Below are 13,803 nucleotides of genomic sequence, written 5' to 3'. Positions count from 1 at the left end.
GAATCCGGTTAAATGTCATAGTAGAAGTACAAGTCGTCGAGCATCATTTTTGCGGCGGTGGCGCCGCCGGACATATTCCATGTAATATCGTTGACCTTGTAGTACTTGTTGTTTTTCACTGCTCTCAGATTGGTCCACAGAGCGTTTTTCTGCCATTCTTCCTGCGTCTTGAATTCTTCTCCGCCGTGATTGCTGGAGGTGATGTCGAAGATGATGTCGCCGTCCATGAGCGGAATCTGCTCCTGCGAAGCGACGTCCAGGAACACCTTTCCGCTTTCCGTCTGGACTTTCGGACGGCTCAGGCCGAGCTCCTTCAGGATGTCGCCGGCGAAGCCGGTATTGTAGATGCGGGCGCTGTTGTCGTCGTAGAAGCGGACGATGGACACCTCGTTCTTGCTGGCGCTGCCGACTTTGGCTTTGAAGGTGGCGACCTTTTTGTTCCAGTCGCTCATGAACGCGTCATAGACGCTTTCTTTGTTCAGCGCTTTCGACACGAATTCCATGTTGGACTTCCACTCGAACAGCTGGTCCGCGAATACGGTCGGGGCGATCTTGCTGAGCTGGCCGTAGATCTTCTCATGCCGCGTCTTGGCTCCGATGATCAGGTCGGGCTTCAGGGCGACGATCGCCTCCAGGTTCGGCTGGAGCTCGGTGCCGAGGCTTTTGACCCCGCTCATGTCGGATCTCAGATAGTGGTACCACGGCTGCTGGACCCACGATTCGACCGCTCCGACAGGCTTCACGCCGAGGGTGAGCGAGATGTCGACCATTCCGTTGAACAGCACGACGACGCGTTTCGGAACGGAAGTCAACGTCGTTTCGCCCATGGCATGCTGGATCGTCCGCTTCGTCTCGATCGATGCCGTCTTGGAGCTGCCGTTCCAGTTCACCCAGAGGCCGAAGGCTTCGCCCAGGAAGCGGAGAGGGACGAGCGTGCGGCCGTCCTTCTCGACGACCTTGGCGCCGAGCGTCACGGTTTTTCCGTCCACCGCAGCCTGGCTGCTGCCGAGCTTCAGCTGGACGGACTTCGCGCCGCGGCTGACTTTAAGCGTTTTGGTCTGCGAGTCGAGGCTCAGCTTGGCGCCGATCTTGGAGACGATCGCGCTGTAAGGGACCATCGTCGTTCCGTTGATGATTTGGGGAGGGACGTCGAAGCGAAGCGTGGAGCCGTCCACTTTGACCTGGATCGGGGCGGCTGCGGCCGTGCCGGTCGCGGGAATGGAAACGGCCGCGACAAAGAGGGAAAGCGCTAAAGCGATGGAGCGAAAACGAAGCTTTATCATGGAAAACAAGACCTGCCTTTCGGTTGGTTGCTGGACCTATATTGATAACGATTATCATTATCGAGCCAGTGGATAAACTTGTCAAGGATAAAATGGAAAAATGACTAAGCTGCTTCCATATGGGGCGGCAAGCTCCGCGTCAGGCTAGCGCGGAGCGGCTTGATCGGCCAGCTGGCGGAACGTCTGGTACAGCTCGTAGTCCAGCCGCAGCAGGGAGTCGTAATCGAGCGTGTCGGCGCCGATCAGCTCATCCAGCCCGTCCATCTTCTCCTGGATCAGGGCGGCGGCCTCGGCGTAGCTTGCACGCGCGTCCGGCTCGACGCTCGTCCAGGCGGCTTTTAGCTTGGCGGCCGTCGAACGGATCTTGGCGTCGTCCTGCTCCTCGACATCCTGCTTCAGCTGCTTGACCTGAGCGCGCGCCTCCTCGACAGACTTGCTCAGCTCGGCGGAGCCGGCGGAGGCGTCAGCGGCGGAGCTGTCGCTTTTGTTCAGGATGGAGCCGGCGGCGGCCTTGTTGACGGACTCGTTGTCTTTTTTAGACGTCGCCGCTTTTGGAGGCTCGGCCTTCTTCTTGACGGGAGCCGGCGACGGAGAAGCGGAAGGAGAAGCAGAAGCGGAAGGTGAGGGCGCCGGCTCCGTGGATGCGGTCGAATCCGCGGCGGGACTCGCTGCAGGGCTCGCCGATGGCGCGGGCTTGTCGCTTGCCGACGCGTCGGCCGGCTCGCTCGGCTGCGGCTCCGCCGGCTCCGAGCTCGCAGGAGCAGGAGACGCGGGGGAGTCGATATAGCGGTCCGACGAAGCGCTGCAGCTGGCCAGGAGCGATGCTGCCGCGAGGACCGCGGTTAGGATGAGCAATCGAATTCGGGAAAGCAATGGGGTTCCTCCTTGAGATGAAATCAATGGTCGAACTGGCATCCGAATCCATTTTAGGCGAGACGGAACAGGTTCGCAATGTTTTTTTTGATAATCATTCTCATTGACAAGGAGGGGGAGCTCGCTTAAAGTGAATGGTAAATAAAGGGCGGGGAGCTGAGCCGCATGCATGCTCTGGAAACGCAAGGACTGTCCGTCCGCTACGGAGACACCTCCATTTTTGCCGATATGAACCTGACGATCGACAAGGGCAAGTTCACCGCCCTCATCGGCAGCAACGGCTGCGGCAAGTCCACTCTGCTGCGCACGATGGCCCGCTTGCTGAAGCCTTATCAGGGGACCGTCTTGCTGGAAGGAGCCAGCATCGCCCGGCTGCCGACCAAAGCCGTCGCGCAGCGGATGGCGCTGCTGCCGCAAGGGCCGACCGCGCCCGAGGGGCTGACCGTGCTGCAGCTGGTCAAGCAAGGCCGCTATCCGTATCAGTCTTGGCTGCAGCAATGGTCCAAGGAAGACGAGCGTGAGGTCAGCCGGGCGCTGGAGACGACCGGCCTGGCGGGCTTGGCCAACCGCGCGGTCGATTCCTTGTCGGGCGGACAGCGGCAGCGCGCCTGGATCGCGATGGTGCTGGCTCAAGGCACCGACATCGTCCTTTTGGACGAGCCGACCACTTATTTGGACGTCACGCATCAGATCGAGGTGCTCGATCTGCTCTACCGGCTGAACGTCGAGGAGGGGCGCACGATCGTCGCGGTGCTGCATGATCTGAATCTGGCTTGCCGTTATGCCCATCATCTGGTCGCGCTTCGCGATCAGGCCGTCTATGTGCAGGGCAAGCCGGAGGACGTCGTGACGTCGGACATGATTCAAGCGGTATTCAACCTGCAGGCGGATGTGATCGAAGATCCGCTGTACGGCACGCCGCTATGCGTGCCCCATGGCAAGGGCCGGAGGCTCGGCGCATGACATTTGGTCAGGAGGGCGATGATGGGCTTCGATTATGAACGGCATGAGATCGATCTGCTGACGGAGGAATTCCGTCTGGCGCTGGAGCCGTCGGAGGACAGGCGTCTCTCCATGCCGGCGCTCGATCTGCTGGATCGCGACAAGTGCCTGGGCTATATCGGCCGGGCGGGGGAGGTGTTCGAAGGGCAGACGATCGCGGCCAACGCTTCCTTGTTCGCCAAGCGATACAGCTACCTGACGATCGCCTCCAGCTTGTACGCGATGAGCGCCATGGACAAGGGACTGGACTATTCCATCGAGAACGCCCATATCGAATCCGTATGGAGAGGCAGCGCCTGGCTGCCTCGGATCCGTCTCGAAAAATGGGAAGCGAACCGGCCGGAGGCCGGGAAGAGAGAGGCTTGGCGAGAGCGGATCGTCGCCTCTGTTTTTGCGGATAACATCAGCCGGGCCTGGAACGCCATTTCCGCCTATGTCCCGGTATCCAAGGCGGTGCTTTGGGAAAATGCCGCGATCTATGTGTTCTGGCTTTATGAAAACCGTTTCCTGGAAGGCCTCGACGAGGAGCGGCAAGCGATCGTCCGCAGCGACCTGGCCTATCTGGTCGAAGCCCCGCCGCATCTGTTCGGAGAGAAAAAAAACCCGCTCGGACGCTATTATGGTCCTAAGGTGGCGACGGTCGCATCGGAGGAGCCGATCCGCATCCGCAAGACATGCTGCTTCTATTACCTGGCTTCCGATGACCCCGAGGATTATTGCCCCACCTGTCCTAAAATCAACCATCAGCCTTCCGGCGTGATGTAAGCACCCGGCAACTATGAAAAACGTCCTGCTTTTTTCACCAGCAGGGCGTTTTTTAGTATTTTATTCCTATATTGACAATTTCAGAGGTCGGATTTATGCTGATTATGTCTTTTGATATTGAAAATCATTATCAATCATTATCAATAAGATGCAGCCGATGGGGAAGGAGCGGGCTTGATGGATATCTGTTATCAAAACGCGCAAAATCGCTTCATTCACCAGAAAGCATTGGAGATGGGCATAGCATGCCGGCCGCTTCTCGAAGGAAGCGAGGAATTTCTGGAGCTGGAGCGCCAGGGCAAAAAACGGATCGTGAACCGGACCCGATCGCATCGCATGAAGCTGATGGCGGGCCTGCTGGCGAAAAACAAAGAGGCGTCCAATCTGCTGCTCAGGCGCCATGGGCTTGCCGTGCCGAACTATGTCGTCGTATCCGGCCATGGCGAAGAGGCCGCCCGCTTCCTGGCGGAAAATCGTCCGATCGTCGTGAAGCCGCTGGATGCGAGCAACAGCGTCGGCGTGACGCTTCGCGTCGCCGACGGGGCTCAGCTCGAGGAAGCGGTCGCGAGCGCGCTCCGGCATAGCGGCAAAGCGATGCTGCAGAAATATGTGGAAGGCACCGACGTCCGCATCGTCGTCATCGGAGGACGCGTCGTCGGCGTGCTGGAATACGTGCCGGCCTTCCTGATCGGCGACGGAGAAGCGACGATCGAGCAGCTCGTGAGCCGTCTGAATGAAGCTCAGCTGGCGCGGACCGGCGATCGGCAAGAGGGCTCCTACCAGCCGGTCGATCTCGGCTCGGCGCCGGTGATGGAGCGGCTGCGGGCCTGCGGTCTCGGGCCGGCAAGCGTGCTCGGCCAGGAGGAGAGGCTGGAGCTTTATCCGGACTCGACTCTCGCTGCGGATTCGATCCGCGAAATCGTGCTGGACCGCTCCGCCGACTGCCATCCGCATCTAGCGGAGGCGGCCGCCCGGGCCGCGAGCGCTTTGGAGCTCGACGTCGCCGGCATCGATATTCGCTGCAAGGACATTGCATCGCCGCTGGAGGCGGAAAACGGAGGGATTCTAGAAGTCAACGCGCTGCCGGATCTGATTGATCCGCATCTTTTCCTGACGGGCGATTCGATCGACGTATTCCGAATCTACCTGGACTATTTATTCGAAGAATAGGAGGGATCTTCATGTCCGACCGCACGCAGCAACAATACTTGCGGCTGCAAGCCGACCGGGAGTCGCAGGCGAGATCCTACCCTCGCCGCTTCCCGCTCGTCATTCAGAAAGCAAAGGGCGTCCTGCTCACCGACTTGGAAGGCAAAACCTATTACGACTGCCTGGCGGGCGCAGGAACGCTCGCTCTCGGCCATAATCCCGATGTCGTCGTCGAAGCGATCCGCAGCGCGCTCGACGAGCAGATTCCGCTGCATGCGCTGGACCTGGCGACTCCGCTCAAAGTCCGCTTCATGAGCGAGCTTTTCCTGCTGCTGCCGGAGGAGATGCGGGATACGGCCAAAATCCAGTTTTGCGGGCCGACGGGAGCGGATGCGGTCGAAGCGGCCATCAAGCTGGTCAAGCATGCGACGGGCGGAGGAGCGATCCTGGCCTTTCAAGGGGGCTATCATGGATCGACTCAAGGGACGATGGCGATGAGCGGCAACCTGAGCAAAAAAAGCAGGCTCCGCAGCCTGCTGCCCGACGTGCACTTCCTTCCCTTCCCGTACGAGTACCGCTGCCCGTTCGGCGTCGGCAACGGAATGACGGCGCGCATCAGCGCCCACTATATCGAGCATCTGCTGGACGACTGCGAGAGCGGCATCGCCGATCCGTGCGGGGTGATCGTCGAAACGGTCCAGGGAGAAGGGGGATCGATCCCGGCCGATCTGGAGTGGCTCCGGCAGCTGCGCCGCATGACAGCCGAACGGGGCATCCCGCTCATCATCGACGAGGTGCAGACCGGCATCGGCCGGACCGGCAAGATGTTCTCATTCGAGCATGCCGGCATCGTGCCCGATGTGATCGTCTGTTCCAAAGCGATCGGCGGCAGCCTGCCGATGTCGGTCGTCATCTACAAGGAAGAGCTGGACTGCTGGCAGGCGGGAGCCCACACCGGAACGTTCCGCGGCAACCAGCTCGGCATGGCGGCGGGCCTGGCGACGCTGGCCTACATGCGGGAGCACCGGGTGCTGGATCAGGTGAACGAGCGCAGCAAGCAGTTTTTTGAGGCGCTCGAACGGTTGAAGGCACGGTACGAGGAGATCGGAGACGTCCGCGGGAGAGGGCTGATGATCGGCGTGGAGATGGTCGATCCGAGCCTGCCCAAGGACGGGCTGGGCCATCATCCGCCGAGCGGGGAGCTCGCTGAGCGCATCCAGGAACGATGCTTCCAGAACGGTTTGATCGTCGAGTCCGGCGGCAGGCGTTCCGCCGTGCTCCGCTTCCTGCCGCCGCTTACGATTACCGAGGAGGAGACGGCCGCGGTGCTGGAGATTTTCGAGAAGTCGGTCGTCGAAGCCGTTGAAGCGAGCCGAGTGGCCGTCTAGGGGCGCGAACCGGCGATTCGCCCTGCTGCGGACGATTCTAAGAAAGAAGGTCGATGTCATTGCTCGGGAATCGGCAGCATGACGCCCAGAATGAGGCAAACCGGCATACATGCAGAACCTTGTTGAACTGTTATATCCGGGAGTTCGGCCAAGCATCCCGGTTTTTCGTCACGCCGGAGCTGGACTACTCGGTAACGTTTCCGGCCAGCGGCATTACGCTCGCCGGCAAGCTCGTCCGCCGGTCGGCCATCGGCGAGCACCGGTACAAAAGCTTCCTGCACGACGGACGGCCGCTCGACAGCGCCGAGCTGGCGCGATGGATCGCGCAGGAGATGGCGGCGGAAGCTCCATCGCTCGATCGACGCCTGCAGGAGCGGTTCCTGCAGCAAGTCGCGGGCAGCCGGCAGACGCTGGCGCTGTTCATGAGCCAGCCGGAGTCGGCGCTGCCCGACGGCTATCTCACCTCCGAACAGTCGCTGCTGCACGGACATCCGTTCCATCCGTTTCCCAAAAGCGTGCTCGGCTTTAGCGAGGCGGATGTCCGGCGCTACAGTCCGGAGCTGAAGGCTTCGTTCCGGCTGTGCTACATGGCGGTGCGCAGCGACAAGTTCGAGGAGGAATGGATCGGGGGCAAGCCCCGCATCGCAGATCCGCTCCAAGCGGTCGAGCAAGCTTCGCTGGAGCTTGGAGCATCGGCCTCGCTTTACCGGCTGCTGCCGGTCCATCCGTGGCAGTACGAGCATGTGCTGTCGCTGGAGGAAACGGGCGAGTATGTGCGGGAGCGCCAGATCGTGCCTCTCGGTCCGTGCGGCCCGCTCTGTCATCCGACCTCGTCGGTGCGGACTGTCTATGTGCCGGAGATGCGCTGCAACATCAAGCTGGCGCTGGATGTCCAGATCACCAATATGAAGAGGGTCAATACGAGGGAGCAGATGCGACGGACGATGGATGCCGCGTCCTACTTGCTGCAAAGCGGCTGCTTCGAGCAAGAGCCTCATACGCAGGTGGCGTACGAGGAAGGAATCGCGGCCTGCCGGATGCCGCGGGAGGAGCTGACCGCGCTGCTCGCGGTCGCGTACCGCCCGATCGAGTTCGATCCCTCCTGCACGTTCGTCATGTCCAGCCTGATCGAGACGAAGGCCGGGGATGACAAGCCGCTGCTGGCCTCGCTGATCGACAGCGGGCAGGCGGAGGCGTGGTTCCGCCGGTATTTGGACCTCTCGCTGCTGCCGATCGTGCGCGCCGCGGAGGAGAAGGGCATCCATTTCGAGGCCCATCTGCAAAATACGCTGCTTTCCATCCGCGACGGAATGCCCCGCTCGTTCGTGATCCGGGATCTGGAGGGCGTGAGCGTCGATCGCGGCCTCGCCGCCCCCGGCGCGCAAGGGCCGCTCTTTTATGAGACAAAAGACGCCTGGGCGCGCACGAGCTATTATTTCATCGTCAATCATCTCGGCTCCTTCATCCACGCCCTGTCCGCGTCGACGTGCAGCAGCGAGAAATCGTTCTGGGCAATCGTCCGCGACGTTCTCGAGCGGGAGCTGGAGCGAAAGGGCGGCGAGCTGCCGTTCGTCCGGCATCTGCTGACGGCGGACACGTTCCTCGCCAAGCGGAACATGGCGAGCTGCCTGGCCGGAACGAGCGAGACGCCGGCTTATGTGCCGGTAGACAATTTAATGAGACGGATAAGGAGTGTAGCGGATGCGGCAGACAAGCAGCTTGTCTAGAGCAGAGATCGTCGCCGGCGAGGTGGCGGACAGAGTGATGCGCCAGACGCTGCAGGCTCTTTTGTTCGAAGGAGTGCTGCAGGCGCAGCGGGACGGGAGAGAGTGGACGCTGCTCGGGCGCAAGGAGGACGGCTCGGCGGTCCGGTACTCGTTCGAAGCGGATGTGAAGCGGAGCTTCGGGCGGATCCGGCTCGTCCCGAACTCGATCCGCCGCGAAGGAGCGGCGGACTTCAGCCTGTACCTCTTTCTGGAGGAGGTGCTGCAGCATCGGCTGGAAGGATCCCGGTTGAGCGGCTTCCTCCACGAGCTGACGGAGACGTTTGTCAAGGACAGCCAGTCGAGAGCGGCGCAGGCCGAGCGAATTCCGGCCGCGGAGCGGCGCTATGAAGCGCTGGAGAGCCATATGGCGGACGGGCATCCGTATCATCCGAGCTACAAGTCGCGGCTTGGCTTCAGCCTGGAGGACAACGAGAAGTACGGACCCGAATTCGACCGGCCGATCCAGCTGCAATGGGTCGCCGTCAACGCCGCCTTGCTCGATGCGGCGCTTTATCCGGGACGCTCCCTGGAGGAGCTGTACGATCGGCATCTGACGGCCGGCGACAGGAGCCGGTTCGCCCTCGCGCTGAGCGAGCGCGGCGCTTCGGACAAGAGCTACGCGTTTGTGCCCGTCCATCCCTGGCAGCTCGAGAACATGCTGCCGAACGTATTCGCCGAGCAGCTGGCAAGCGGCGACATCGTTCCGCTCGGCGCGGCGGAGGGCCGCTATCGGGCGCAGCAGTCGATCCGCACGCTGGCGAGCCGGGAGCGGACGGATGCCTCCTATGTCAAGCTTTCGCTGAGCCTGACGAATACGTCGACGAGCCGCATCCTGGCCCATCATACGACGCAGAACGCTCCGCTCGTCAGCGCCTGGCTGGAGCGCATCGCGAGCAGCGACGAAGTGCTGCAGGCCGCCGGGTTCGGGCTGCTGAAGGAGGAGGGAGGCGTATCGTTCCGCTACGACGCGCTTCCGCCGCTGCAGTATCGGACCGCCTACGGCACGCTTGGAGCGATCTTTCGGCAAAATGTGTCACAGCATCTGCAGCCGGGCGAGGAGGCCTGGCCGCTCAACGCAGCGCTGCTGCGCCAGAAGAACGGCGAGCCGTTTCTCCGGGAAGCGATCGAGCGCCACGGCGTGGAGCGGTGGAGCCGCCGGCTCATCGCGGCGGCCGTCGTGCCGATCGCGCATCTGCTGTATGCCCATGGCATCGCTCTCGAATCCCATGCGCAGAACATCATCCTCGTCGTGGAGGATCTGCTGCCCAAGCGGATCATCGTAAAGGATCTGCATGACGGGGTGCGCTACGTCCCGGACAAGCTGCTGCGGCCGGATTGGCAGCCGGCGCTGCATCCCGAGCCGGAGACGCATCGCAAGTTCAACCGCTATTCGTTCCTGCAGGCGCAGACGGCGGAGGATGTGCGCGATTACGCCTATGATGCGTTCTTTTTCATCTGCATGACCGATCTCTGCTGGGCGCTGGAGGAATTCGGCCTGAGCGAGAGCGAGTTTTGGAGAAGCGTCGCGCAAGCGATCGCCGACTATCAGCGCCGGCATCCGGAGCATGCGGAGCGATACCGGATGTTCGACCTGTTCGGAGATGACGCGCGGATCGAGGAAATGACGAAGCGTCGCATTTACGGCGACGGCGAGCTGTACTTCCGCGCCGCTCCGAACCCGCTTCGCCAGGCGAGAGAAGAGCTCGGGACATGAGGCCGAACCGGCTGAAGGCCAAGCTGCGGGAAGGGCAGCAGGCATGCGGACTGTTCGTCTCGATTCCCCATCCGATCGTCGTGGAGCTGATCGGTCGCGCGGACTACGACTTCGTCATCATCGACCTGGAGCATGCCTCGACGAATTGGGAGACCGTCGAGGATATGGTGAGGGCGGCGGAGCTGCACGATCTGACGCCGCTCGTCCGCATATCCGCGGTGGATCGGATCGAGATCCTCAAGGCGCTCGACTGCGGCGCCCAAGGAATCGTCATCCCGGCCGTGGAAGCGCCGGAGCAGCTGGAGGAGGCGGTTCGGCACGCCTTTTATCATCCGGTCGGCAGGCGCAGCCTGAACAGCGGCCGTCCAGGCGATTTCGCCAAATACCCGCTGACCGACTATATCGTCCGGGCGAACGAGGAGCTGATGATCGTGCCGATGATCGAGAGCGCGGAGGGCGTCCGCCGCAGCATGGACATCTTGAGCGCTCCGCATGTCGATTTTGTGCTGGAGGGGGCGGCGGACCTTTCGCAGTCGCTCGGGGTGCCGTGGCAGACCGAGCATCCGGCGGTCGCGGCGGCGCTGGACCAGCTGCATGCCGCCGCCGTCGCTTGCGGCGTCCCTTATGCGGCCGTACTGCGTGGCAAGGACGGCCATCGGCGGTGGAGCGAGCGCGGCGTGCGCATTTTCGTGCTCGGCGACGACCGCAACACCGCGTTTCGGGCCTACGCGCAAAAGAAGGCGGACTATGCGGCAGGAACGGAGATGAGCTCATGAAGCGGCAAGTGGAGGCGCTGATCCAGCAATGGCAGCGGCAGAAGAGCGATCCGGTCTGCGCCTATGTGTACGATCTCGAAGGCATCCGGCGGCATGCCTCGTCCCTGCTGCCCGGCTTGCCGCGTCAAGGCAAGCTGTTCTACGCGATCAAGGCGAATCCCGATCCGCGCCTGATCGAGGCGCTGCTGCCGGTCGTCGCCGGCTTCGAGGTCGCTTCGATCGGGGAGCTGCGGCGAGTGCGGGAGGTGTCCGCAGAGGCGCGCATCCTGTTCGGCGGGCCGGGCAAGAAGGATGCCGAGCTGGAGGCGGCGCTGGAGCTCGGCGTGGCCTATCTCCATGTCGAGAGCCTGCTCGAGCTGCGCAAGATCATCTGGATCGCCGCCCGCCGGAGGCAGCCGGTCGAGGTGCTGCTGCGGGTCAACCTGAGCTCGGGGCAGCTGCCGCAGACCGCGATTGTCATGGGCGGACGGCCGAGTCCGTTCGGAATGGACGAATCGCATCTGGAGGAGGCGCTCGCCCTGCTCCGTTCGCCGGACAATCGGTTCGTCCTCTGCCGCGGACTTCATTTCCACTCCTTGTCGAACAATCCGGATGCCGAGCTGCATGCCGCCATGATCGAGCTGTACGTGGCCAAAGCCGAGGAGTGGAAGGCGCGCGGGCTCGACATCCGCGTCCTCAATGCCGGCGGCGGCTTCGGCGTGACGTACGACGGGACGCCGGGCTTCGACTGGGAGCGGTTCACCGGCCTGCTGCGGGAGCGGGGCATCGAGGAGCGTCTGGGAGAAACGGAGCTGTTTTTCGAGCCGGGCCGGTTCATCGTCGCGAACTACGGCTGCTACGCTGCCGAGGTCGTCGACATCAAGAGCTCGCACGGACGGCATTTCGCCGTCGTGCGGGGCGGGACGCATCACAACCGGCTGCCTGCTTCCTGGGGGCATGACCATCCGTTCCATGTCGTGAGCTCGGAGCGCTGGCCCTATCCGTTCGAGCGCCCCTCCGTGGAGGGCGGGCTGGTCACGATCGCCGGCGAGCTGTGCACGCCGAAGGACCGGCTGCATGCGGACGCTTCCGTAGAGAGGCTGCGGGTCGGCGACGTGGTCGTGCTCGAGCAGTCCGGAGCCTACTGCTGGACGATCTCGCATCATGATTTTTTAGGTCATCCGCATCCGGAATTTCACTATTTGACAGGGGGAAACGATGATGCAGACGGCCAAGGTTCCGATCGAGGGCAGCGAGGCGCAGCGTCAGATCATGAAGGATCTGATGGATGCGCTGCTGTTCGAGGAGCTCATTCCGCTCGATGACCGCGTCGCGGGCCCGCTCGCCGCTCGGCCGGAGCTGGCGCCGCTGTTCAACGGAAGCGGCAGCTCGCTCGTCTATGACGGAGCGCTCCGGTTCCTGTTCGAGCCGGGCATCCGGCAGCGGCATGTGTGGGATGCGGCTTCTCCGGTCTATGTCCGAAACGGGGAAGGCGGCTGGAGGCAGACGGCCTCGCCGCGGGAAGCATGCGAGGCCGTGTTCCGGGCCGTCCTGTCGCCGGAGGCGTTCGCCAGGCGCGGGACGAGCGAATTTCTGGAAGGGCTCGACATCGCGGCTCGCCAGCTGGAGCTGAGCTTGGAACGGACGGCTGAGCCGCTCGGCTTCGCGCCGCAGACGCCGTTTGCCTGGCTGCTTAAAGGCGAGAGGATCGCTTCGCTGCGCGACCGTCCGTTCCACCCTCTCGCCAAGGCCAAAATCGGCTTGTCGGATGAAGACTACGCCGCCTGCATGGCCGAGTTCGGCCGGCCGGCCGCGATGCGCTGGGTCGCGGTCAAGCAGGAGAGCATCCAGCGGGGCAGCCTGGCGGACGAGGCCGAGCCGCTCGATCTGCTCGACGGGCGGGAAAGAGCCGCTGTGGAGGCCGAGCTGGCGCACAGGCGGCTGTCGGAAGCCGGCTACATGGCGCTGCCCGTTCATCCTTGGCAGCTGGAGCACAAGATCAAGCCCGAATTCGGAGACGAGATAGCCGACGGGACGATCGTCGTGCTGGACGTCGAGGCGGGCCGCTTCCTCGCGACCTCCTCGATCCGGACGTTCGCCTCGCCGGACGATCCGGAGCGGATGCTCAAGCTGCCGCTCAGCGTCCTGTCGCTCGGCGCCGCCCGCTACTTGCCGGTCGTCAAGCTGCTGAACGGACTGGCGGGCGAGCGGATGTTCCGCGAGGCGCTCGCCCGGGACGCGGCGCTGGCGGACCGCGTCTTCTTGTGCGAGGAGCGCAACTGGTGGGGGTTCTTGCCGGAGCCGATGGGGCTGTTCGACGACCGCCCCCGCCATCTCGCCGCGCAGATCCGCAAGCTGCCGGCGGAGGCGCTGGCCGAGGGCCGCAGAGCCGTGCCGATGGCATCGCTCGGCGTGCAGAGGAAGGAGGGCCATTTCCTCTCGGAGCTGCTCGGAAAGGACGTATCCGCGGAGGAAGCGGCCGCCTTCTACGAAGAAACGGCCGAGCTGTTCTACGACATCGTCATGCGCCTGTTCAAGATAGGCATCGTGCCGGAGATCCACGGCCAGAACTGCTGCCTGGTGCTGAGCGGCAATCGTCCGCACGGCCTGCTGTTCCGCGACCACGACTCCGTGCGGCTGCATCCGGCTTATCTCGAGCGGCACGGCATCGGCGACCCGCTCTACCGCATCCGTCCCGGCTACTCCAACAGCCTGTACAACGAGACGCCGGAAAAGCTGATCTTTTATGTGCAGTCGCTCGGCACGCAAGTCAATCTGGCGTCCATCCTGGAATCGCTGGCCGCCGCATACGGCATTCCGGAGCGGCGGCTGTGGCGCTCGACCGAGAGCGCCTGGCGCAAGGCATTCGCCGCTGCCGGGCTGCCGGAGCAGGATCGAGGCCGCCTCGAGCGCGCCATTTTCGAAAGCGAGGAGTGGCCGCTCAAGCAGATCGTCGTTCCGCTGCTCGAGTCCGACGGAGTGCCCGGAGCGATGCCTTCCGGCAAAGGGACCGGAGCCAATCCGTTCCAGCTGCTGAGGCGCTCGCATTTTGAAACCCCTCTCCGATCTGGTGTAAGATAGACGGGATAAGCCAGTAGGCGAAGAGGA

General features: G+C 63.0%; 11 protein-coding genes. 9 read left to right on the top strand and 2 right to left on the bottom strand.

All coding sequences use genetic code 11. From position 1 onward, the window contains the following. Positions 1 to 8 precede the first annotated feature (8 nt). On the bottom strand, positions 9 to 1,283 hold the full coding sequence (locus H582_RS25500; RefSeq protein WP_052332859.1) for a stalk domain-containing protein: 1,275 nt from the start codon (positions 1,281 to 1,283) through the stop codon (positions 9 to 11). Between the two features lie 144 nt (positions 1,284 to 1,427). Next, positions 1,428 to 2,156, bottom strand: a complete 729-nt coding sequence (locus H582_RS29680; protein WP_127464469.1) for a hypothetical protein — start codon at positions 2,154 to 2,156, stop codon at positions 1,428 to 1,430. 165 nt (positions 2,157 to 2,321) lie between these two features. Between H582_RS29680 and H582_RS0101560 the strand changes: the two genes are divergently transcribed. The 9 genes from H582_RS0101560 to H582_RS25485 all read left to right on the top strand — a co-directional run bounded on the left by H582_RS0101560 (position 2,322) and on the right by H582_RS25485 (position 13,776). Continuing rightward, positions 2,322 to 3,119 carry an ABC transporter ATP-binding protein gene (locus H582_RS0101560; protein ID WP_028597085.1) on the top strand — a complete coding sequence of 266 codons (798 nt, stop codon included), beginning with the start codon at positions 2,322 to 2,324 and terminating at the stop codon, positions 3,117 to 3,119. A 21-nt stretch (positions 3,120 to 3,140) separates the two neighbouring features. Continuing rightward, the gene (locus H582_RS0101555) at positions 3,141 to 3,923 is read left to right on the top strand and encodes an IucA/IucC family C-terminal-domain containing protein (protein WP_028597084.1); all 783 of its coding nucleotides are present in this window, start codon (positions 3,141 to 3,143) and stop codon (positions 3,921 to 3,923) included. 234 nt (positions 3,924 to 4,157) lie between these two features. Beyond that, positions 4,158 to 5,093: an ATP-grasp domain-containing protein gene (locus H582_RS0101550; RefSeq protein ID WP_164820145.1), complete on the top strand. Its 936-nt coding sequence runs from the start codon at positions 4,158 to 4,160 to the stop codon at positions 5,091 to 5,093. 11 nt (positions 5,094 to 5,104) lie between these two features. Further along, positions 5,105 to 6,460, top strand: coding sequence for a diaminobutyrate--2-oxoglutarate transaminase (locus H582_RS0101545; RefSeq protein ID WP_028597082.1), 1,356 nt, complete (start codon positions 5,105 to 5,107; stop codon positions 6,458 to 6,460). A 122-nt stretch (positions 6,461 to 6,582) separates the two neighbouring features. Beyond that, on the top strand, positions 6,583 to 8,187 hold the full coding sequence (locus H582_RS0101540) for an IucA/IucC family protein (protein ID WP_228551570.1): 1,605 nt from the start codon (positions 6,583 to 6,585) through the stop codon (positions 8,185 to 8,187). Beyond that, entirely contained in the window at positions 8,180 to 9,940 is a 1,761-nt protein-coding gene (locus tag H582_RS0101535) for an IucA/IucC family protein (protein ID WP_228551568.1), read from the top strand. The genes H582_RS0101540 and H582_RS0101535 overlap by 8 nt, the downstream gene beginning before the upstream one ends. Further along, entirely contained in the window at positions 9,937 to 10,716 is a 780-nt protein-coding gene (locus tag H582_RS0101530) for an HpcH/HpaI aldolase family protein (RefSeq protein WP_028597079.1), read from the top strand. The genes H582_RS0101535 and H582_RS0101530 overlap by 4 nt, the downstream gene beginning before the upstream one ends. Next, the gene (locus H582_RS25490; RefSeq protein WP_084136460.1) at positions 10,713 to 12,020 is read left to right on the top strand and encodes a type III PLP-dependent enzyme; all 1,308 of its coding nucleotides are present in this window, start codon (positions 10,713 to 10,715) and stop codon (positions 12,018 to 12,020) included. The genes H582_RS0101530 and H582_RS25490 overlap by 4 nt, the downstream gene beginning before the upstream one ends. Continuing rightward, positions 11,914 to 13,776, top strand: coding sequence for an IucA/IucC family protein (locus H582_RS25485; protein WP_240478898.1), 1,863 nt, complete (start codon positions 11,914 to 11,916; stop codon positions 13,774 to 13,776). Before H582_RS25490 ends, H582_RS25485 begins: the two co-directional genes overlap by 107 nt. Positions 13,777 to 13,803: the final 27 nt, after the last annotated feature.

Source organism: Paenibacillus pasadenensis DSM 19293, assembly GCF_000422485.1.
GTDB classification, from domain to species: domain Bacteria; phylum Bacillota; class Bacilli; order Paenibacillales; family Paenibacillaceae; genus Paenibacillus_O; species Paenibacillus_O pasadenensis.
Note: the sequence above shows the minus strand (reverse complement) of the source record. Positions and strands in the feature narration are given on the sequence as shown.